Genomic DNA, 19,273 nt, shown 5'->3' on the forward strand with positions numbered 1-19,273 from the left:
AGGCCAGGCGCATTTCAATTACCTGAGAGGTTATCGCTGGAGCAACTCCAGGAAAAGTGCGTTGCGGTTTTCCGTCCGGAATTGCGTAAGGACAAAGAGTCTAGGACAGCGCCCGCAGCTTCGCCTTCACTTCGAGAAAATCCCGCCAGGCCAGCTTCTTGTGGGCCGGTGTTCGCAGGAGATAGGCCGGGTGCAGTGTCGGCATGGCCGGAATGGCGGTGCCGGAGGCCGTTGTGTGGACGCGCCAATTGCCGCGCAGCCTGAGGATGCCTTCGGAGGTGTTGAGCAAGGTCTTGGCCGACGGGCCGCCGAGATTGACCAACACCTTGGGATTGACCAGCTCGATCTGCCGCTCGATGAAGGGCCGGCAGATCTCGGTCTCATGCGGCGTCGGCGTGCGGTTGCCCGGCGGCCGCCACGGAATGACGTTGGCAATGTAGACGGATGTGCGGTCGAGCCCGATCGCGGCCAGCATGCGGTCGAGCAACTGGCCGGAACGGCCGACGAAGGGTAGCCCCTCGATGTCCTCGTCACGGCCCGGCGCTTCGCCCACCAGCATGACCGCGGCCTCCGGATTGCCGTCGGCGAACACCAGGTTCTTGGCGGTGGCCTTGAGATTGCAGCCGTCGAACGCCGCCATGTGCTGGCGCAGCTCTTCGAGGGTGGAAGCGCGCGCCGCGATTTGCCGGGCGAGGGCGGCCTGCGCCTCGTCGGGCACGGCGGCGGCCACGGTACGCGCCGGCGCATCCGGCACCTTGCTTGCATCCAACCCGGGCGATGCCGTTTGCTGACCTGCAGCTCTGCTTTGGTCGCCGCGGGGGGCCAATGAGGGCCGCTCCTGGGGTCTGTTTTCGTGGGCGGGCGCGACCGGTGCAGGCGCGCGCTCGGATTGCTTCGGACGAGAAGCTTCGGCGAACCGGTTGATGGGTGTGTCCTCCAACGCCTCGTCGACGCCCGTGCTGGCATAAAAGGCGAGCAGCTCGGCGACTTCGGCTGGGGTGTTGGGGGCGGTGGCAGTCATGGCGCCACCATCGTCCGCGCGACCATGATTTGCAAGTTGTTCAGACCGCGCTATCCCGTCGGTATGCGTGGGTCCTGCACCAGATAGAAGGTCCATCGCGGCGTGTAATCGGTCATCAGGAATTCGAAGCTGGCGGTCTTCAGCGGGTCGACCTTGCCATTCCTGAACAGCAGCCGGTCATAGGGTTCGAAGTCGCGGTCGAAATCGGCGAAATTGCTGGACCAGATGTTCTCGGGCGTCTTGTTGCGCTGGTCGAACGAAAGTCCGTCTCCAAACACGCTTGGCTGATCCAGTATTTCCTGAAGCTCGAACTGGAACTCGATCCAGGCCTGGCCGCTGTTGTTGAGCACGTCGATGCGCATATACATGATACCGTTGGCGAACTCACCCGCCTTGCCGAATGGCTGGATCGGCTTTGTCGTGCGGATGGTCAGCGTCACCGGTGTCGCTGAATTCAGCTCTTCGGTGATGACCAGCGGATCGTCCTTCGTTCCGATGCCTGAGGCTCCGGTGATGCGGAAGCCGCCAAGCTCGTCGGAGAAGGAGTAGGCGCCTGTTGCCCAGACCTTCACCTCGTTCGGGGCGGCGTGACCTGGTGCCAACGTCAGAAGAGCAAGAAGAATCGCCCGGCTGGCCCGGCCGGGCGTCGATGGAAAGCGCGTCGAAGAAAAGCCGGCTGGCCCGGGAATGCGCATGGCGGGAAGTATGGCCGATAAGCAAGTCGTCGAACAATAAAAAACGCTGGGTTGGCGGGCCGCGCTGTGCAGAAACGGCTACGATGCCGCAAGATGCGCGACTTTTTGGCCAAATCCGCATTGTCACGCATGCGCCGGTTTCCTGTCGTCAATTGATGCGCTATGCAGCGCAGGAGCCAGCAAGATGCGCGACCAGCGGCAAGCCAGTGCGGAGGGGTTGATGAGCGATATCGAACGCGAAAGCATGGAATTCGACGTGGTCATCGTCGGGGCCGGACCGGCCGGCCTTGCCGCGGCCATCCGACTCAAGCAGGTCAATCCCGAGCTTTCCGTCGTCGTGCTGGAAAAGGGCGGCGAGGTCGGCGCCCATATCCTCTCCGGCGCCGTCGTCGATCCGATCGGCATCGACCGGCTGCTGCCCGGCTGGCGCGAAGAGGAAGGCCACCCTTTCAAGACGCCCGTCACCGCGGATCATTTCCTCGTGCTCGGCCCGGCCGGCTCGTTCCGTCTGCCCAATTTCCTAATGCCGCCGCTGATGAACAACCACGGCAATTACATTGTCTCGCTCGGTAATGTCTGCCGCTGGCTGGCGACCAAGGCCGAGGCGCTTGGCGTCGAGATCTATCCGGGCTTTGCCGCCGCCGGGCTGCTCTACAATGAAGAAGGCGCCGTCACCGGCGTCGTCACCGGCGACATGGGCGTCGAGAAGGACGGCACGCATGGCCCAGGCTTCGCGCCGGGCATGGCACTGATGGGCAAATATGTGCTGATCGGCGAAGGCGCGCGGGGCTCGCTCGCCAAGCAGCTGATCGCCAGATACAAGCTTTCCGACGGCCGCGAGCCCGGCAAGTATGGCATCGGCCTCAAGGAACTCTGGCAGGTCAAGCCGGAGAACCACCGGCCGGGCCTGGTGCAGCATTCCTTCGGTTGGCCGCTCGACATGAAGACCGGCGGCGGCTCGTTCCTCTACCATCTGGAGGACAACCAGGTGGCGGTCGGCTTCGTCGTCCACCTCAACTACAAAAACCCATATCTGTCGCCCTTCGAGGAATTTCAGCGCTTCAAGACCCATCCGGCGGTCGCGGGTACGTTCGAAGGCGCAAAGCGTCTAGGCTACGGCGCGCGCGCTATCACCGAGGGCGGCTGGCAATCGGTGCCGAAACTGTCCTTCCCAGGCGGCGTGCTGATGGGTTGTGCGGCAGGCTTCGTCAACGTGCCGCGCATCAAGGGCTCCCACAATGCGGTGCTGTCGGGAATGCTGGCGGCCGAGCATGTCGCCGAGGCGATCGGCGCCGGCCGTGCCAATGACGAGCTTTCCTCCTACGAGGCGGCGTGGCGCGCGACCGACATCGGCAAGGACCTGAAGAAGGTGCGCAACGTCAAGCCGCTCTGGTCGCGCTTCGGCACCATCGTCGGCGTCAGCCTCGGCGGCCTCGACATGTGGCTGAACAGCTTGTTCGGTTTCTCGCCCTTCGGCACGCTGAAGCATGGCAAGGCCGACTATGCCACACTCGAGCCCGCCGCCCAGCACAAGAAGATCGCCTATCCGAAGCCGGATGGCGTGCTGACATTCGACCGCCTGTCCTCGGTGTTCCTGTCCAACACCAATCACGAAGAAAACGAGCCGGTGCACCTCATCGTCGGCGACATGGCGCTGCAGCAGCGCTCCGAGCACGATGTCTTCGCCGGGCCTTCCACACGCTATTGCCCGGCCGGTGTCTACGAATGGGTCGACAAGGATGGCAACGCAGCTGCCGATCCCTCGGCCAAGGACGTGCGCTTCGTCATCAACGCGCAGAACTGCGTCCACTGCAAGACTTGCGATATCAAGGACCCGAACCAGAACATCAACTGGGTGCCGCCGCAGGGCGGCGAAGGCCCGGTCTACCAGAACATGTGAGTGGCGGCCGATCTGCTGCCGCCATCGCTGGCGGCTTCGCTCAAGCCCGTTGAAGCGCCTCGCCGAATGTGGTCTGCTTGGCTGCCGACAAAGGAGGCGGACATGCGCCTGACCAGCCTGACGACGCTTGCCGCGGCCTGTGCGCTGTCCTGCGTGTCGGCCGCATCGGCGGGCACAAAGATCGTCGTTCATGTCCGTAACTATGATGTTGCCGGAAAGACCGGGGCCGAACTTGTCGAGGCGATGGACCGGCAGGGACCCAAGCACGGCTATATGACACGTGCCATCGCCGAAACCGGTTACACCGTGCATTGGGATCTCGATATCAGCCGCCAGGATGGGATCTGTCATTTGCGGCAGGCCAATGGCACGCTCGACCTGACCTACACCTTTCCGCGGCTCTCACCGGCAAGCCCCGGCCCGCGCAAGCGTTGGGACCGGTTCATGGCTGGCGTCCGCGAGCATGAGCACACGCACGGCAGCATCGCCAAGGCGATGATGCGCGCGACCGAGACCGCGCTTGCCGGCCTGGAACGCCCGGACAACTGGTTCTGCACGGGCACACACTTTGAGGCGAGACGGCGCATCAACGCCATCTATGCCGAATACGAAGCCAAGCAGAACGCTTTCGACGCGCGCGAGCACCGCAACGGCGGCCATGTCGAGCACCTTGTCGACGCTTTGGTGGGGAAGCCCTGAAGGCACGACCCAGTCGTGATCCTGGAGAGGACGAAGGCGCGCTCAGCCGCGCGGCGTGGGAATCGGATTGTTCGACGCCAACGCGCTCTCATGTTCGTCACGAGGCTGCTTGTCGTCGGGCCGCAACGTGAACTCGACCAGGACCGGCAGATGGTCGGAGCCGGTGTCCTCCATTCGCGTCGACGACAGGATCGTCAACGCGCCCTTGCTGAACACCTGGTCGATAGGCAGGCCCGCATAGCGGCGCAGGACGTCGGGCAGCGTCCGGTGGATCCAGGTCGGGCCGGCCGAAGGCATAAGTGTCAGCCCGCCGAGAGCCGCGACCCGCCGCACAGCCGCGCTCCACGGCACGGCGTTGCAATCGCCGGCCAGGATCGCGGTCTCGCCGAGCGCGACCAGTGGTTCCGTCAGTTCGCCGATCTGCCAGTATTGCTCCTTCGGCCAGGGCCAGCTCAAATGGATCGCGGCGACGTCGACACCGATCCCGCCGAAATCAATGGTGGCGGTCGCCATCGCGCCCCGCGGCTCGCAACGCGGCGCGGTGCCGGCGACGAATGGCCGGCGCGACAGCAGCGCTACGCCGAACATGCCGTTGGGATAGTCGCAAAGAATGCGGTAGGGGTAGGCGCTGGCGATATAGCTGAACTCGGTCGCCCACATCGCCGAGACTTCGTCGAGGGTGATCACGTCCGGATTGGTGCGGCCGATCAGGGAAAGCACTTTCTTCGGTGTCGGGTTGTTGAAGCGCAGATTCATCTGCAACAGGCTGTAAGTCATTTTATCCGCCGGTTTGGCGACGGCCTGCTGCGGCCAGAATCTGGGCAGCGCACTTGCCGTCGTCGCGAGGCTGGCGACGGCAAAGAGTAGGGCCGCCGCGGCCTGCAGCCGAAACGAACTGGCCAGCAGCGGCAGGGCAAGCAACGCGACAAGCACGCCGAGGTGCATGCGGAAATGCGAGAAGGAATCGAAAGCGGGGTGCAGCGAGCCGAAGAAACCGGCCAACAGGGCCGCCGACAAGGCCATCATCGCCAGGAATGCCAACCCAGCAGTCATGTTCGAGCGCGCGCCTGTTGTCATTGGGGTCATATCTGCCGAATGCCGCCTGACGATCGTTCGATCTGCTTATGGGCCAAATCGCGGCCCGGGCAAGACGACGAATTGCCTCGCCACGGCTTCACGATCGCCTACTGGAATGCCGTCTCGGAAAAGCTCCGGAGCTTGCGTGAATGCAATCGCTCCATCGGCATCTCGGCCAGCTTCTCCATTGCCCTGATGCCGATTGTCAGGTGTTGCGCCACTTGGCGCTTATAGAACTCGGTCGCCATGCCGGGCAGCTTCAGCTCGCCGTGCAGCGGCTTGTCGGAAACGCACAGCAGCGTGCCGTAGGGGACGCGGAAGCGGAAACCATTGGCGGCGATCGTCGCCGATTCCATGTCGAGCGCGATGGCGCGCGACTGCGACAGGCGCTGCACCGGTCCGCGCTGGTCGCGCAGTTCCCAGTTGCGATTGTCGATGGTGGCGACCGTGCCGGTGCGCATGATGCGCTTCAAATCGTAGCCGGACAGGCCGGTGACCTCGGCAACCGCTTCCTGGAGCGCGACCTGGATTTCGGCCAGTGGCGGGATCGGCACCCACACCGGAAGATCGTCGTCGAGCACATGGTCCTCGCGCACATAGGCGTGCGCCAGCACATAGTCGCCCAGCGCCTGGGTGTTGCGCAGCCCGGCACAGTGGCCAAGCATCACCCAGGCATGCGGCCTTAGCACCGCGATGTGGTCGGTGATCGTCTTGGCGTTGGAAGGCCCAACCCCGATATTGACCATGGTGATGCCGCCATGGTTCGGCTTCTTCAGGTGGTAGGCAGGCATCTGCGGCAGGCGGGCGGGTGGGGTGCCCTCGCTTGCCGCGCCGGCGCCGGCCCGGGTCACGACATTGCCCGGCTCGACGAATTCCACATAGCCGCCGCCGCCATTCTCCATCAGGTCGCGCGCGCGGGCGACGAACTCGTCGATGTAGAACTGATAATTGGTGAACAGCACGAAATTCTGGAAATGCTGCGGGCTGGTGGCCGTATAGTGCGTCATGCGGTGCAACGAATAATCGATGCGCTGCGCGGTGAATGGCGCCAGTGGCCGAGGCTCGCCGAAGGCGACCTCGAACGTGCCGTTGGCGATCTGATCGTCGGTGCCGTCGAGGTCCGGCACGTCGAACAGGTCGCGGATCGGCCGCTTGATGCGTTCGGCCGCCGCGCCGTCGACATAGGCGCCCTCCAGGAAGGCGAAATGCAGCGGGATCGGCGTGGTCGATTCCGAGACCGTCACCGCCACACCGTGATTGCGCATGATCAGGCGAAGCTGCTCGACGAGGTAATTCTCGAACAGCCGCGGCTGGGTAATCGTGGTGGCGAAATGACCGGGCGTCGGCATATGGCCGTAGGCCTGGCGTGAGTCGACCTGGGTGAACGAACTCGTGGTGACGCCGATCTCGGGATAGAAGGCGCGGTAGCGCTTGCTGCTGTCGCCGCCGGCGGCAAGCGCGGCGAAGGAATCGCGCAGGAATTTGGTGTTGCGGTCGTAGAGCATCTGCAGTGCTGCGACCGCTTTTTCGGCGCTGTGAAAGCTTTGCCGGCCAAAAGGCTCCGGCATGACGACAGATTCGATGGCTTGGGGGTAGATTCGCTTTTCCATGGCTCAATATAGAGACTTGGACGAGCGGTTGGGAGGGGGCTTGCCGCCGAAGCCGCTCAAAGCTGCATTTTTCTTCATCCCCGCTGCAGGCTGACCAGCAGAACCAACCCCACGCCGGACTTCTTCAGCGCCGGCGCCTCGATCGTCGACCCGGTATCGGCGCGCATCATCGGCACGGCCAGGACCGGGGCGGCCAGAAGTATCAGGATGAGCGCCGCCCGCGGCAGAAGCCGAAGGGTCTTGAGGGCGTTGGCGGTGATACGGTCCATGATGTCCGAGCTTTTCTTTTCGAGGTCCGGATACTCTGGTTTCAATGGCGAAGGTTGGTCGGGCAGGCGAGGCGGCAGAGTCTGGTGGCTTCGTCCCAGGAGCGCGCCGGACGGCCCACTTCGGCGACGAGGATGGCGAAGAACATTCCAAACAGGCTCATCAGCAGGCAGACGATGGTGAAGCGGCGGGCGAGCATGGGGTGGTGTCTCCTTCAATGCGCGGGAGAATGCTCTGATGCCTCTGAACCGGCTCTGATGCCGGCGTTCATCTGCGGTTCAAATTGATTGACGGGATCTCGTCTGGCCGCCGCCTTCGGACGGCGGCAGGCCGCGCATAGAGCGCCGGCGCCAGCGCATCGATCAAACGAAAGCGGGGCCCGCCAGGCCCCGCTTTGAGGTCACAAGGAAATAGTCGATCAGAGCTTGTGCCAGGAATGACTTTATCTTTGCAGATGGAACCAGGAGTATGATGCGTCGCATGGTCGTGCGGGATAGGACCGGGACGGTGAGTGTCCCTGAGGGGCTACGGGGAAAACAGGCCTCGCCGCAACACGTAAATACCGAAACAGATTTTTCGCAAAAAGGCGCAGGATTTCTCTCGGTGACCCTTGGACGGTAGGGGGTTTAGAGGCGCCGTCGCTTGGTGAGGGCCCGCCATAGCTCCGTCTCGTCCGTGATGCCTAACGTGAAAACGCCGATAAGTTCCGCAGCCAAGCCCTCCCGCTGCTCCTTATCTTTGTTAGCAAGGCGACGCTCGGCACACAGCCGATCGAATACCCGCTTGAGCAAGCCCAGATCAGCAGGATCGTACGCTCCAGAGTAGCGCGACAATGGCATTTTGCCGCCCCCCAATGCCCTCGGTGGCATCTCAGATAGAGAGCTTGACGGCCGGAGACGACATGCCTCTGGCGCCGCCCGATACGATATTGCAGCCAGTTGGTGGTCAAGACAAGTGGGAGTAGCCACCTTGTTTCGCCCCAGATCGAGGATGGTGCAGCCGCAGATTTCCTCCAGAGTAGGGCTCGGAATATTTTACGAGATTGTACCAGGCGTACGACGGAAGGGAGACCCGCGACGGCCACAGGGTCTACGGTAGAAGCGTCAGTTCGCCGAACACCCCCTACGGGGGGAACCGGGGCCTCGGTGTATACGTAAAAGGTGAGACGAATTTTTTCTAAAAAGGTTCGGCGTCATGGCTCAGCAACGCTACGATCTCCGAAAGGAAACTGATGGTACATGGACGGTGTTCGACGTGTTCACGGGGCAACCAGCAGAAATCGAGGGCCAGCCAGTCACTGGGCTGGACTTGGAATACGCTGATGATCTGGTCGATCTCCTCAACATTGCCGACGTGAAACGCAGGTTGTCCCGAGGTGATATCGTATGAGCATCCTGTGGTGGAACGGCAGGGTCCCCGTGAGGGGAGAGCGTCCTGGACTGACCATGATGGTCGGAGATGTCCAGAAGGCCTCAGAGATACTCCTGAGATGGAACCTCAAGGGTCCAAGGTGGAAGCTTGCGGTTAAGGCCTGCGTGGATGCCATGGAGGGCCGGATCGCACCGGACGAAGCTCGGGATGCCTTTAGGGAGGCTGCAGCCGAGCAGGGCATGTACCTGCCGGACCTTGAGGTTGGTCCTCAGTAAGATTGCAGTAATCGGCCCAGGTCTTCAAAGAAGCGTAAGGCGACCCGCATCTACCAATGATTAGCGCTGGACCCTACCTGTCTCCGCGATGATTTTGGCGTTGGGGCCAACGGATATGGTATAGCTAAAGTTCGCTACGCCTTTGGCCTGTTTGTGTCTCGGGAGGCTTCGCACAACCCAGTCATATACGCCCGAGACCATGCACTGGTCGTTGGCGCATGTGACCATGATGCTATTGTCGTGGACACTGTATCCCCGCTCGGGCCAGCGCTGGAAGTAGTTCCGCTTGTCCTCGATGATGGTGTCCAGGTCAGTCCACTTCCCATAATAGTCGACAGAGGCAGCGTAGGATGCCTGAACCTGGGCGAGAGCGAGCGCGGTGTTGTCCCCGTGGTGTTCGATGAGGCCTTTGATGAACGCTGCCGCAGCGCTCTCCAGCTGTTGCTTGGCGGCAGCATTTGGCGCAGGCGCGGGACCGGCATCGTGTCGCGACGGCACCTGCGAGGCACCCATCGGCGACTGGGTCGCGGCAACGTTGGTCAACTTCAAGTCAGCCATTTCGCTGGCCGACAGGTATCTCATGTCTGACCTGTCATAGCTCAAGGCCATTTGCATAAGTCTGGGGTCCACGCCCATCTCGGTCATGTAGGACATGATCTGGGCGGTCACCGCCTGGACACCGGCCACGGCTTCGTCGGCGGACATTCCACTATCTGGCGCAAACGAAGACCGATGAACGCCAATGGAGCCAGGATCGGCGGCGCGTAGGACACCGCCCATGAAAGCCAGTGAACATGCCGAAGCGCACTGCAATTGGCGAAGCTGTATCGTGTCCAGTCCGGCTGCTCGGATCATCCGGCCTATCTCCATCGCGCTGCCGACACTGCCGCCGGGAGAGTCAAAAACGATGGCCTTGGCCCCACTACTCGCAACGGCGTTGCTGAAACCGGTCAAAGGTTCATCGACGCCAAATTCACCGGAGATCACGAGGAAAGGCTGCTGGCCCGGAGACGTGACCGGAGTGTACTCCAATGCCTCGACCCGACATGTCGCCGCCGCGACAATTAAACCAGCCCCCAGAAATAGAGAAGATATACGCACGATCTAATAGAGCCCCACCAACCCGCTGCAATAAGAACCTGTTAAGGGGGCTGTTTCAAGAGTCTTGTTGAGTTCGGGTTAATTTGCGGGACGGAGATCAGGACACGGGGGGTGTCGTGGATGGGGCACAGCGCATTGGCTGTTAGGTCGGGGAAACTGTTGCGAGCAGTGAGCGCGGACGAGACTTCCAATCCCGGCCGTCCCGCTTCAGCCAGTCTTCCACCTGAAACAGGACGGCTGGACACGATTCCTTAACCTCCCTACTGTTCCCATAATGTTCAGGGGAACCATCTATGAGAGATTCGATTCGGGGAGGCGCTCAGCGCCGCGAAGTTTGGTCGTTTTTCTCAGGCGCAATGGGGTTGGACCTTGGCCTGGAGGCGGCTGGCTTGCCGGCAACACTTGCGAATGAGATTGAGCCAACGTACTGCCGCACCATACGGGCGAACAGGCCGAATCTCGATCTGGTGGATTGTGATGTTTCCTCGTTAACGGGCGATGGTCTCAGAAGGAGACGCAAGTTTGACGGGGAGGTCTTTCTGATGGCCGGGGGGCCACCTTGCCAACCATTTTCCTCTGGCGGCAGACGGGCAGCGCTAAGTGATCCGCGCGGGAACCTGATTTACGAGTACTTCCGGCTGATCTCCGAAATCAGGCCACGCTATTTTGTGCTGGAGAATGTTGCGAACCTGACGACCGCTGCGCTCCGTCATCGTCCGATTTCAGAGCGACCGGGGAAACACTGGAGCTTGAAGCGTTATTCCGGGAACCTCAACCGTGACATCGATGGTGTCCGCGCGTTGGATGAAGAGGAGATGTCGGGAAGCGCGCTCCGCCAAATCATCAGTGATGCAACTGCCCTCGGCTATCATATTTCCTTCGGCGTGGTGGATGCCGCTGACTATGGGGCTCCTCAACATCGGCTCCGCTTTGTCATGCTTGGATCGCGCGACCATCCTCCGGCGGCACTCCCTCCCGTTTCCTTTGGTTTGGCTGACCAGCCCTACCGCACCGTTCGGGACGCAATCTGGAAACTCAGGAAGGCGCCGGGCGCTCACTCCATTTACACGCCCGAGGTCCGCAAGTTTTTTGCTATGGTCCCCCAAGGAGGCAACTGGAGAGCGCTTCCTCCGGCCGTGCAGAAGGCTGCGCTGGGTGGATCCTATGAAAGCGGTGGCGGCAAGACCGGCTTCTTTCGACGGTTGGCATGGGACCGACCTTCACCCACTATCACAGGTCGTGCAAACCGTAAGGGAAGCGCCCTCTGTCATCCGGACCAGGACCGCCCCATATCGGTGTCGGAGGCTGCTGCACTTCAAGGCTTCCCTGCCGACTGGATCTTCGATGGCGCGATGAACGCACGATACATGCAGATCGGCAATGCGGTGCCGGTCCCGCTCGGCGAAGCTATCGGCACAGCGATTGTCCAGCATGACAGCAGCAAGAAGCGGGATAAGGTGCGTCACCCCGACATGGAAACGATGATGGCAAGCGCCGTTGCTCGCCTTAGAGCATCGGCTCGAAACCGAGTTGCGAGAGCAGCTTGAGTAGCGTCGATCTGATAGAGTTCCTGCCGCCAAAACATCCTGCCCAACGCGTGGGCGAGGCTTTCAAGGCTGATCTCATTCGCGCGCAGCGGTCCATTATTGGCCGCGCGTTCCCCAACGCGGGGGCGTTCTGTCTTCGTGTTCTTGACGATCTGAAGCTGGCAATCACGGTCCCTAAGGAACTGTTCGACCGTCCCGTCTCCGATGTGGCTGACCTCGATTTTGGGGACCTCAGTGACATGTTCCGCAACCTTGTGAAGGCCGCTGGCATCCCAGATTCTGCCTCGCAACTACACGCTCAAAATCTTTCGAGGCGGGCGCAGTTGCTGCGGGCGTTTGAAGACCCAGACGCCGTCCTGCAATGGGCGACCCGAAAGGTCACGAGAATCATAGGCGATCTCCCCAAGACTGCGGCAGACATTGAAGTAGGGCGAAATCCTGGCGACGTTCTGGACCCCTATTTGCTCGCCGCGACCCAAGCCCTGTTGTGCGAGGGGGACTTCCGGCAGGCGATAGGTGCGACGGTCTCTCACAAGGCTCTCATGATCTTGGAAGGGCTTATGGGACACCTCCATGAGGAGGTTGTTGGACGCATGCGGGGCAACGTGAAAAACCCAGAACCACGCGCCGAGAACTCCGAGTTATTTGACTTCCAATTCAATCCATTCCCCGGCGTGGACGTTGTGCAGCCACCCGCCGAAGCCGGTCGACCGTTGCGGCTCCATCAGGTTAAGTCGAAAACGGGAACGCTGAATAGCAGCGGAGGCATGCGTTTGGCTGAACAGATGCGACAGCTTCGCATGGCCTATCCAGGCGCCGAACTCTATTCGCACTCACTGGTTGGCAACACGCTCCGGGGACACCGCTCGATGGGTGGAATGCTGCGGGTTGAGCCTGCTTTGATAATCATGGTGGGCGACGCTTCCTTCAAGGTGCTGACGGGAAGCGGGAACGGCGCTGAACTTCTGGTGCGAATCTACCAAGCTGCCTTCGAGTTGGCGGCGGCGGAGACCGGCTACAGCGTGGAAACCATGACCACGACAATATTTGAGAAGTTCAAGGAGCGGGCCGAGGAGGCCGGTGAAGGCTACATTGAGGCGGTGGTCCATCAGTCAACACGTGGGGAAGCGGCTAATCTCGACAGCAGGACATACGTCGGGAGACGAGCGCGGACTTAACCCTCTCATCTTCGTCGCCGCTCATCTCGACAATATTGCTTCGATCTCGCTGACCAGAACCGCTTCGTCGGTTGTCTGGCACTCCCATATTACTCCTACGTGCCAGCCACTTGCTGCCAGGGCATTGATAGCGGCGGCGTCCCGCTCCACATTGCGTTTGAGCTTCCGATCCCAATAGTCTCGGTTTGATTTCGGTCGAGAAGCGCGCTTGCACGCGGCATGCTGATGCCAGAAGCAACCGTGAACGAAGATGGCAGTCCGGTACTTTGGAAAGACCAAATCTGGCTTGCCTGGCAGGTCCCTTCGGTGCAGCCGGAATCGAAGCCCCATGGAGTGAGCAGCTTTGCGAGTGCGCAGTTCGGGCGAGGTATCTTTCCCTCTGATGCGGGCCATATTTGCTGAGCGACGTTCAACAGAAATCCGGTCACTCATTGGGCGTGCTTCTGTTAATCAATGAGACTTCTTCAACATCCATCAAGGCGTCGCAGCGTCGAGTTAGGGCAAGGCTTAGCCCGTTCAAGAACAAGATTTGGATCGTCATGCTGCTTGCGCCCATGGAGAGTCGTCTTGTTAAGAAGCGCACCAAGGGCGCGGAGTGGGTGGGCAGCTTGTTGCGCCGCAGACAAATGGCACGGCCAACCCCTCGGAAATAAGCACGTCACCCACGTCTTGGCCATTGGCAAACAGTGAGCCGCAGCTTCTCCCGTAGTTGCAGCGGTCGGTCCCCTCGGTCCCCGAGGGACACGAGCAGGGGACCATCCGCAATTCCAGCTTTGCAGAAGACACCAGTTCTGTGAGACGCGACTTGGCGCGGCGGCCGAGGTCTCCTTCAACGGCGCACCTTGGCTCGATGCTCTCGGGAGCGTTGCAGCCAACCAGTCGGGTTCCTTTGGCGGTGCCGTCAAGCCGGATGGTGTCACCGTCAGTTATGGTGAACTGGGTTCTCGCAATCGGCACCCTATCCCCGGCGCTCGGCTTCGCGAAAGTTGGCAGAGTTGGTAATCTGACGTGCCCGCCTTGCGCCACGTATGAGTAAATCAGGGACCCGACGATCAGTGCCAGCACGACTCCAAAGGTCCTGGCAAACCTGCCTGCCAAGTACCTGGCCTCACGGTAGAGCGGACTGCGCCAGCGGCGTGGTCGCCAGCGCGGCGATGATTGAGTCTTGTTCGGGTGCGACGGCGCAGGCACCATTGGCGGTGCGGGGCCGACGATCTCATAGAGCTTAGCCCACTGTTTTGCGCTCAGCCGTGTCCGTGGGCCGTACTTGACCAGCCGGTCGCGCATATCGAGCAGGAATTGCGTTTGCCATTGGCTAAGTTGACCGCGAACGAGTGCAGCCTCGATACGGGACTTTAGGTTGTCCTCAGGCTCCACTCTTTTGCCCTACACCTTCTCCATGGTACTGGGCAGGTGAAGCGTGGGCAATCCACTCGTCCCGCTCCAGAGGATGCAGACGGACTTAGCCGAAGGAGAAGGTAAACGGCTTGCCACCCAGGGTACCCGTGCCGGTCCCCCGCATCCCTGTAGAAACGAAGTTGAAGGGGCCACTCGATCCATCACTGCACGTGAACGTTCCGCTACCTTCTCGGTTGTTCACATAGACGAAGTCGCCCTTACACTTACGTCCCTTGTTGCTTGTGATGGTGAGAGTTCCGGCGCCGTCCGCATAGCCGGTCGCGCTGCCTGTAAACGTTTCTGAGCCATCGCCTGCTTGTCCCCTGACGGGAAGCGTCATGGCGCATCCGCCGAGAAATAAGCATGTGGCAAGGCCCGCGATCAGCTTCTTCATGTAAATCCCCCTGGATACTTCGCGCCGCATACAGGCATAGGACGACTGTGCGCTCAAGTGCCGTGTTGAGACTGTCCACTGGCCATCGCAGCTGTGGCCTAAATCATCTCACTTGCATGAAGACAGAGGCCGTCCGGTAGAACGGCGGACGCGCTTATTCTTTGGCAGATGAAGGCCCGTCCGATCGTTCGATGTGGAGCCGCATATTCAGTATTTACTCACCATCGCGGGGCGATAGTCTCCCCACATTCACAACGCGCACGGGGAGACGTAGGTGGCGAAGGTTGTTTACTCGGGGGCACAGTTGTCAGTTCCGCATAGCCGGATGGTCGAACTACGAAAGCCGGGCAAGGTAAACCTTGGAATTGACCATGACGTTGCTGTGAAGCTCGCCTCTCTTGGGATACACCCCCAGGGTACCGCTGCAGCCGCTTTCGGTTTGTACAAGGGCCTGGCGTTGATCGTGGGCGGTGTGGGCCTGTACATGGCTTTCACCAGTGCGTGGTGGTGGGGTGTCCTGGGTGTCATCGGCACGATGGTTATCTGGAGCGGGAACAAAGCTGGCCACTCGGAGAACCTTCTGGACTCAGCGATGAGCGATGAGGGGTTTTATGAGCGCGTCCGTGAGCTAAATGGCTGGCGCTACCAGATCGATGAGGCTGAGGCCGCGGATTTCCTTCGATAGCGCAGCCTCCTCGGTAGCTGTCTGGTTTCCCCATTCCATGTGTGAAAAATGGTTGTCGGCAATCAAGCCAATTTGTGGAACGCCGAGACCATGACCAACTACAAAATCGTATTCTTTGGAAACCAGGGCCAGACCATCGGCCAGCGCATCGTGGCGTGCGAGAATCATTGGGAGGCTTGCCGGTGGGCTTGGAAGAACATGCCCTCAAGGGCGCGAGATTTTCACGCCGAAGAGGCATCCTTTGAGGAGCGGACCAAAACCTCCGAAGCGGAGGAAGACGAGATCATCCTGAGGGCGTTCCATGTACTTCGGAAGCGGGCGGGACTGGTGCGGCCATTGCCCCGTCGAAATTGAGAGATGCCCAACCGTTCACCGTAGCGGAAAGCGATAGGCACCAGAGAAGCCCGCGCTCCTTGCCATTGTCTTCAAACCGAATTTTGAGACACGAAAGAAGGCTGGAAGGAACGCGGGGAGTTGGATCTATCCTCAGCTATTCGGCCGTGGCGATCCCCAAGGCGCTCTTATGGTCCGCCAGATCAGTCTCGGCCAAGGCGTCGGCGGTGTCCGTCACGTCCAAATCTGGGCCACTCAGGGCGGGGAAGAAGGACGACAGTTCTGTCTGGGTCACCTTGGGTGCCCCTGCCGTCAAGTCGCGCTGGGGCTTGGTCTCGGCGGTATAGGGTAGGCCAGTGGCCGGGTCATGGGTGCCCCGCTGGATTCCCGCGCGGACCTCTGCCAGTGCCATGCGGTCAGACCGGTCGGCAGCGGCAGCGGTCTCAGCCAGCCTGTCGGCGCCATGGGAGCGTGTCCGAACGTCAACCTTGCGGATGGCCTCGCGGACCAACTGCATGGCCTCGCGCTCCTGCTTAAGCTGACGCTCAAGCTCCTGGCGCTGACCCACAAGGGTCGAGTTTTCATTGGTGAGACGGGTGATCTCGGCATTCAGCCTGCCGATCTCGGTGGAGTTGTCGAGGGCGTCGAGTTGGGCGAGGAGTTCCTCGCGGGTCATAGGCTTCTTGGCCATGTTCTTCCTTCGGTTTTTGGTTAGTGGGGCAGCAGGGCTGCGATGGTGCATGCGGTCGCGAGGACCAAGTAGAGGGAGGTGAGGTGTTTCATGAGAACAGGCACGGATCAGAACTCGTCCGCGTCGGGCAGAGACTGCCACCACCAGTCGTAGGCTTGGGATAGACGGGAAGGGTCCAGCCGACCGGTGACCACGTCCGAAACGATGCGCCGGGCGAACGTGTCATCCGTGCGGGAGGCCGCATAGACCAGAGCGGCCCAACGTTCGTCTCCGATATGCTCGGATGCTACCGGGGAGGCCTCCATCACAGCAGTCTCGACAAGGGTTGATGCAGTCGCCATGTCCACTCCAGTAGCCTCGGAGAGGCGGGTGAGCGTGTCATTGAAGTCGCCCGTTTCGACCATGGTCTCCACGCCGTCCACGAAGGCCTCGGGGGTGAAGCATTCGGCAACGGCGTCAAGGGTCTCTGAGAGTGACGGCGCTGCGTCCTCGTCCTTGATCTCAAGTTGCTCCTGGAGGGCTTCAAGTTCCTCATCGGTCATCTCGTCGATGTCGATATGTTCGAGAGGATCGTGACCGGCAGGGATGGCCTCGGGATTGAGGGCAGCAGGGGAGGCAAGGGGAGCGGCCTTGGGGTACGCTTGAGTAGCCACAGGGGCACCTCCAGAGAGCCCAAGCTCAGCCGCGATGTCGGCGTCCACGTAGGTGTTGAGACCGGCCACGAAGACCTTACCATTGGGGGCAGGGCCAGCGGCAGAGCCTGAGGCATAGTTTGGGTTGCTTGGGGTCCAGCCCGAGCGGGAATTGTCGGGGCTGGGCATGCGCATCATTCCGTCATCGGACATGCGGTTGTTTCCTTGGGGTTAGAGAAGACCTGCGGCCTTAAGGGCCATGCGGGTGTAATCACGGAGGGTCAGGGATTGACCGTCATTGGTGGAGACGGGCGAGGACCAGAAATCCTTGCCGTAGATGGTATTGGCGTGGTGGACGAAGTCCCGGCCAAGGAGCCTATGGGTTGCCCCTGAGGTCTCCTTGCGCAGCGTCGTCCGACCGATGGTCTTGCGGAAGTCGCCCAGAAGGGCACCGGCGCGAGTTGTCAGGAATGCCTTGCGGTTCTCCCAAAGGCCCCCGGCGTGGCCTGTGTCGTAGTAGACCGACATCCACCCGATCAGCGCCAGGGCATTGGTGACGCCCTCGGTATAGGTTCGCCTGTCGCGGTGCTGCCAGTTGGCGAGGAGGCCCTTGGCCTTGGCAATCTGCGGCAACCCTTTGTGGATGTCGGAAGGGCTGAGGCAAAATGCAGGAGGCTGAGTCATGCGCCGCTCAAGGCTCCTGAGGTCCCCTGCGATACGCGCCGCCAGCTTGGCGTCCGTCTGAAGGTAGACGGCAATGGCGTGGCGGAAGATGGCCAGTTCATTGCGTGACGGAAGGCGGGCCAGGGGGTCCCCTCGGGAGCTTGCGGCGTCCCTGTGGTGGCCGCAGTAGCGGGAGACGCCTGAGCGCCTCCGGTCGCAGCCTGGGCAGGAGCAAGGTTGGCGTTCGTTGATGATCTGTCGGCGGCGCAACTGGGCGCCGTTGTCGGGAGCTTGGACACCCACACGCCAGTCGCGCGGGTGGCCCCGGGTGACGGGAGATGCCATGAGGTTTCCTTGGGTTTACTGGAATGCGCCGTAGTTCTTGAGACCAGACGAAGCGATGTCCATGAACGTGGACATGGGGTTCATGCGTTGCTTGTTGAGCGCGTCCTGGGCCTCAAGCTGGTTGGCCTTGCCTTGCATGATGTAGGTGGCGGTGGCCCCCTCGCGTTGGTCCTTGGCGTTGGCGATGGACAACGCGGTCTGGCGGCTCTGCTCGGCCAGCCTGAGGCCAGCCGTGTTGCCGTTCATGCCAGCGCCAGAGGCGACGGCGGTTGACTTCGCACGGTCCCCTTCGAGGGTAGCCTGATAGCCTTCCTTATTGGCGGCGTTGGCTTTGGCGACGAAGTCGTGTTCATTACTCGCTTGGTTGAAATTGTAGCGAGCTTTCATGCTCGCAGAGTTGGCAGCGGCGGCAGAAGCCTGACCGGCAGCATTAGCGATCCCGGCAGCAATACCGAGAGTAAGACCAAGATCACACATGGTGACCTCCTGTGGGTTGGGTGTGGGGAGTATCCATCTTCAGGATGGAGCTATAGGGGAGCGTTTGAGACGCCAGCGGCTTGCCCAGTTGGGCAACGCTACATGGGCAATTTGCCCAGTCGCTTAGTAGTCGGGATTGTCCCGTTCCGCGATCATGCGATCGAGGTTGGCCACGACATGCTCACTGAAGGCGGGGGCCTCAAGGAGCCACTCGGGGAAACGCTTGTCGAGAACCACCAGCGCCTCAGCGAGGATGTCGGCATTCTTGAACAACTGGGAACCGAACGTCTTGCGGAGGCGGCGCTCATAATCTGAGACCAGCTTGGAACGCCAGTCGGGCACAGGTTCCTTTGGCGCGAGCCCCTGCAATTCGTCCCGGGCATCCTGCCATGTGAGTGACATGAGATGCTCTTGGGTTGCTCCGGTCACCGCGAGACCATCGCGAACCTTGCGCATGTTCTTCACGGTGCCATCCGCTACGGAACAACTGCGGCGGATGCGGTCGCGGGATAGGTCTGTGGTGACCGTCAGGAACCATGCGCGGTCCAACTTCTCGACAAGGGTCATGGGCAGACGGTCCTTTGAATTGGCCTCGACGGCAAACGCCAGGGCCTCCTCAAGGGTCCCCTCAAAGACCTTGACGGGCACGGCTGCGTGAACACCAGAGCGGAGGTAAGCATGTCGGCGGTGGTGACCATCGATCACATACCACCGGTCTCCACCCCACCAGACAACCAGAGGGTCCAGATAGGTAGGATTGGACGGGGAGCCGATAGCGGCCATGAGGGTTTCAATGTGGCGCTCGCCCTCCAGCTTGCGCCCTTCGAGTTCACGCGGCTGGAAGACACCCGTCATTGACGTGACGCGCGAGGGGCCGACTGGTCCCTTGAGGTGGAGGGGGGTGGGCAGGGGAG

The 19,273-nt window shown here is 61.2% G+C and carries 22 protein-coding genes; 8 read left to right on the plus strand and 14 right to left on the minus strand.

Going from position 1 to position 19,273, the window contains the following annotated elements; all coding sequences use genetic code 11:
• Positions 1–100 precede the first annotated feature (100 nt).
• Both FJ938_RS11080 and FJ938_RS11085 read right to left on the minus strand, forming a co-directional pair.
• A complete protein-coding gene (locus FJ938_RS11080) occupies positions 101–1,021 on the minus strand; it encodes a uracil-DNA glycosylase (protein WP_140611172.1) in 921 nt (306 codons plus the stop codon).
• Between the two features lie 50 nt (positions 1,022–1,071).
• A complete protein-coding gene (locus FJ938_RS11085) occupies positions 1,072–1,716 on the minus strand; it encodes a hypothetical protein (RefSeq protein WP_140611170.1) in 645 nt (214 codons plus the stop codon).
• Positions 1,717–1,936: 220 nt separating this feature from the next.
• On the opposite strand from FJ938_RS11085, the gene FJ938_RS11090 reads away from it, so the two are divergent.
• Complete coding sequence (locus tag FJ938_RS11090) at positions 1,937–3,616, plus strand: electron transfer flavoprotein-ubiquinone oxidoreductase (RefSeq protein ID WP_140693617.1); 1,680 nt, start codon at positions 1,937–1,939, stop codon at positions 3,614–3,616.
• A gap of 102 nt (positions 3,617–3,718) precedes the next feature.
• On the plus strand, positions 3,719–4,315 hold the full coding sequence (locus FJ938_RS11095) for a DUF922 domain-containing protein (RefSeq protein ID WP_140693620.1): 597 nt from the start codon (positions 3,719–3,721) through the stop codon (positions 4,313–4,315).
• A gap of 42 nt (positions 4,316–4,357) precedes the next feature.
• Here FJ938_RS11095 and FJ938_RS11100 read toward each other — a convergent pair whose 3' ends face one another.
• The 4 genes from FJ938_RS11100 to FJ938_RS29415 all read right to left on the minus strand — a co-directional run bounded on the left by FJ938_RS11100 (position 4,358) and on the right by FJ938_RS29415 (position 7,468).
• Positions 4,358–5,368: an endonuclease/exonuclease/phosphatase family protein gene (locus FJ938_RS11100; protein ID WP_181169064.1), complete on the minus strand. Its 1,011-nt coding sequence runs from the start codon at positions 5,366–5,368 to the stop codon at positions 4,358–4,360.
• Between the two features lie 131 nt (positions 5,369–5,499).
• Positions 5,500–6,960, minus strand: coding sequence for an AMP nucleosidase (locus FJ938_RS11105; RefSeq protein WP_246671561.1), 1,461 nt, complete (start codon positions 6,958–6,960; stop codon positions 5,500–5,502).
• Between the two features lie 116 nt (positions 6,961–7,076).
• Positions 7,077–7,271: a hypothetical protein gene (locus FJ938_RS11110; protein WP_140611161.1), complete on the minus strand. Its 195-nt coding sequence runs from the start codon at positions 7,269–7,271 to the stop codon at positions 7,077–7,079.
• A gap of 41 nt (positions 7,272–7,312) precedes the next feature.
• A complete protein-coding gene (locus FJ938_RS29415; RefSeq protein ID WP_181165678.1) occupies positions 7,313–7,468 on the minus strand; it encodes a hypothetical protein in 156 nt (51 codons plus the stop codon).
• A 995-nt stretch (positions 7,469–8,463) separates the two neighbouring features.
• On the opposite strand from FJ938_RS29415, the gene FJ938_RS11120 reads away from it, so the two are divergent.
• Positions 8,464–8,658: a hypothetical protein gene (locus FJ938_RS11120; RefSeq protein WP_140693625.1), complete on the plus strand. Its 195-nt coding sequence runs from the start codon at positions 8,464–8,466 to the stop codon at positions 8,656–8,658.
• Positions 8,655–8,915: a DUF982 domain-containing protein gene (locus tag FJ938_RS11125; protein WP_140693628.1), complete on the plus strand. Its 261-nt coding sequence runs from the start codon at positions 8,655–8,657 to the stop codon at positions 8,913–8,915. The genes FJ938_RS11120 and FJ938_RS11125 overlap by 4 nt, the downstream gene beginning before the upstream one ends.
• Before the next feature lie 60 nt (positions 8,916–8,975).
• Here FJ938_RS11125 and FJ938_RS11130 read toward each other — a convergent pair whose 3' ends face one another.
• Complete coding sequence (locus FJ938_RS11130; RefSeq protein WP_140693629.1) at positions 8,976–9,902, minus strand: hypothetical protein; 927 nt, start codon at positions 9,900–9,902, stop codon at positions 8,976–8,978.
• A gap of 407 nt (positions 9,903–10,309) precedes the next feature.
• On the opposite strand from FJ938_RS11130, the gene FJ938_RS11135 reads away from it, so the two are divergent.
• Together FJ938_RS11135 and FJ938_RS11140 are read left to right on the plus strand one after the other, a co-directional pair.
• Positions 10,310–11,563, plus strand: a complete 1,254-nt coding sequence (locus FJ938_RS11135) for a DNA cytosine methyltransferase (protein WP_140693631.1) — start codon at positions 10,310–10,312, stop codon at positions 11,561–11,563.
• Positions 11,560–12,741, plus strand: a complete 1,182-nt coding sequence (locus tag FJ938_RS11140) for a hypothetical protein (RefSeq protein ID WP_140693633.1) — start codon at positions 11,560–11,562, stop codon at positions 12,739–12,741. The genes FJ938_RS11135 and FJ938_RS11140 overlap by 4 nt, the downstream gene beginning before the upstream one ends.
• 21 nt (positions 12,742–12,762) lie before the next feature.
• Here the strand turns inward: FJ938_RS11140 and vsr are convergent, their stop codons facing one another.
• Together vsr and FJ938_RS11155 are read right to left on the minus strand one after the other, a co-directional pair.
• A complete protein-coding gene (vsr, locus tag FJ938_RS11145) occupies positions 12,763–13,173 on the minus strand; it encodes a DNA mismatch endonuclease Vsr (RefSeq protein ID WP_140693635.1) in 411 nt (136 codons plus the stop codon).
• Between the two features lie 1,030 nt (positions 13,174–14,203).
• Positions 14,204–14,533, minus strand: a complete 330-nt coding sequence (locus FJ938_RS11155) for a hypothetical protein (protein ID WP_140693638.1) — start codon at positions 14,531–14,533, stop codon at positions 14,204–14,206.
• A 274-nt stretch (positions 14,534–14,807) separates the two neighbouring features.
• On the opposite strand from FJ938_RS11155, the gene FJ938_RS11160 reads away from it, so the two are divergent.
• Positions 14,808–15,218, plus strand: a complete 411-nt coding sequence (locus FJ938_RS11160) for a hypothetical protein (RefSeq protein ID WP_140693640.1) — start codon at positions 14,808–14,810, stop codon at positions 15,216–15,218.
• Between the two features lie 90 nt (positions 15,219–15,308).
• A complete protein-coding gene (locus FJ938_RS11165; protein ID WP_181169061.1) occupies positions 15,309–15,572 on the plus strand; it encodes a hypothetical protein in 264 nt (87 codons plus the stop codon).
• 136 nt (positions 15,573–15,708) lie between these two features.
• Here the strand turns inward: FJ938_RS11165 and FJ938_RS11170 are convergent, their stop codons facing one another.
• From FJ938_RS11170 to FJ938_RS11190, 5 genes are all read right to left on the minus strand, one after another.
• Positions 15,709–16,242: a hypothetical protein gene (locus tag FJ938_RS11170; protein WP_140693645.1), complete on the minus strand. Its 534-nt coding sequence runs from the start codon at positions 16,240–16,242 to the stop codon at positions 15,709–15,711.
• 107 nt (positions 16,243–16,349) lie between these two features.
• On the minus strand, positions 16,350–16,964 hold the full coding sequence (locus FJ938_RS11175; RefSeq protein ID WP_140693648.1) for a hypothetical protein: 615 nt from the start codon (positions 16,962–16,964) through the stop codon (positions 16,350–16,352).
• A gap of 141 nt (positions 16,965–17,105) precedes the next feature.
• Positions 17,106–17,558, minus strand: a complete 453-nt coding sequence (locus tag FJ938_RS11180; RefSeq protein WP_140693650.1) for a hypothetical protein — start codon at positions 17,556–17,558, stop codon at positions 17,106–17,108.
• A 339-nt stretch (positions 17,559–17,897) separates the two neighbouring features.
• Complete coding sequence (locus FJ938_RS11185; RefSeq protein ID WP_140693653.1) at positions 17,898–18,359, minus strand: hypothetical protein; 462 nt, start codon at positions 18,357–18,359, stop codon at positions 17,898–17,900.
• A gap of 123 nt (positions 18,360–18,482) precedes the next feature.
• On the minus strand, positions 18,483–19,273 hold a 791-nt coding region (locus tag FJ938_RS11190), incomplete at its 5' end, for a ParB N-terminal domain-containing protein (RefSeq protein ID WP_210243411.1).

The organism is Mesorhizobium sp. B2-4-14, from assembly GCF_006442155.1.
Classification (GTDB): Bacteria; Pseudomonadota; Alphaproteobacteria; order Rhizobiales; family Rhizobiaceae; genus Mesorhizobium.

Coding starts and splice junctions, on each gene's coding strand:
- FJ938_RS11095 (WP_140693620.1), top strand. CDS start 3,719: ATGCGCCTGACCAGCCTGACGACGCTTGCCGCGGCCTGTGCGCTGTCC.
- FJ938_RS11125 (WP_140693628.1), top strand. CDS start 8,655: ATGAGCATCCTGTGGTGGAACGGCAGGGTCCCCGTGAGGGGAGAGCGT.
- FJ938_RS11135 (WP_140693631.1), top strand. CDS start 10,310: ATGAGAGATTCGATTCGGGGAGGCGCTCAGCGCCGCGAAGTTTGGTCG.
- FJ938_RS11085 (WP_140611170.1), bottom strand. CDS start 1,716: ATGCGCATTCCCGGGCCAGCCGGCTTTTCTTCGACGCGCTTTCCATCG.
- FJ938_RS11090 (WP_140693617.1), top strand. CDS start 1,937: ATGAGCGATATCGAACGCGAAAGCATGGAATTCGACGTGGTCATCGTC.
- FJ938_RS11080 (WP_140611172.1), bottom strand. CDS start 1,021: ATGACTGCCACCGCCCCCAACACCCCAGCCGAAGTCGCCGAGCTGCTC.
- FJ938_RS11155 (WP_140693638.1), bottom strand. CDS start 14,533: ATGAAGAAGCTGATCGCGGGCCTTGCCACATGCTTATTTCTCGGCGGA.
- FJ938_RS11110 (WP_140611161.1), bottom strand. CDS start 7,271: ATGGACCGTATCACCGCCAACGCCCTCAAGACCCTTCGGCTTCTGCCG.
- FJ938_RS11170 (WP_140693645.1), bottom strand. CDS start 16,242: ATGGCCAAGAAGCCTATGACCCGCGAGGAACTCCTCGCCCAACTCGAC.
- FJ938_RS11180 (WP_140693650.1), bottom strand. CDS start 17,558: ATGACTCAGCCTCCTGCATTTTGCCTCAGCCCTTCCGACATCCACAAA.
- FJ938_RS11120 (WP_140693625.1), top strand. CDS start 8,464: ATGGCTCAGCAACGCTACGATCTCCGAAAGGAAACTGATGGTACATGG.
- FJ938_RS11165 (WP_181169061.1), top strand. CDS start 15,309: ATGACCAACTACAAAATCGTATTCTTTGGAAACCAGGGCCAGACCATC.
- FJ938_RS29415 (WP_181165678.1), bottom strand. CDS start 7,468: ATGCTCGCCCGCCGCTTCACCATCGTCTGCCTGCTGATGAGCCTGTTT.
- vsr (WP_140693635.1), bottom strand. CDS start 13,173: ATGAGTGACCGGATTTCTGTTGAACGTCGCTCAGCAAATATGGCCCGC.
- FJ938_RS11185 (WP_140693653.1), bottom strand. CDS start 18,359: ATGTGTGATCTTGGTCTTACTCTCGGTATTGCTGCCGGGATCGCTAAT.
- FJ938_RS11105 (WP_246671561.1), bottom strand. CDS start 6,960: ATGCCGGAGCCTTTTGGCCGGCAAAGCTTTCACAGCGCCGAAAAAGCG.
- FJ938_RS11100 (WP_181169064.1), bottom strand. CDS start 5,368: ATGACTGCTGGGTTGGCATTCCTGGCGATGATGGCCTTGTCGGCGGCC.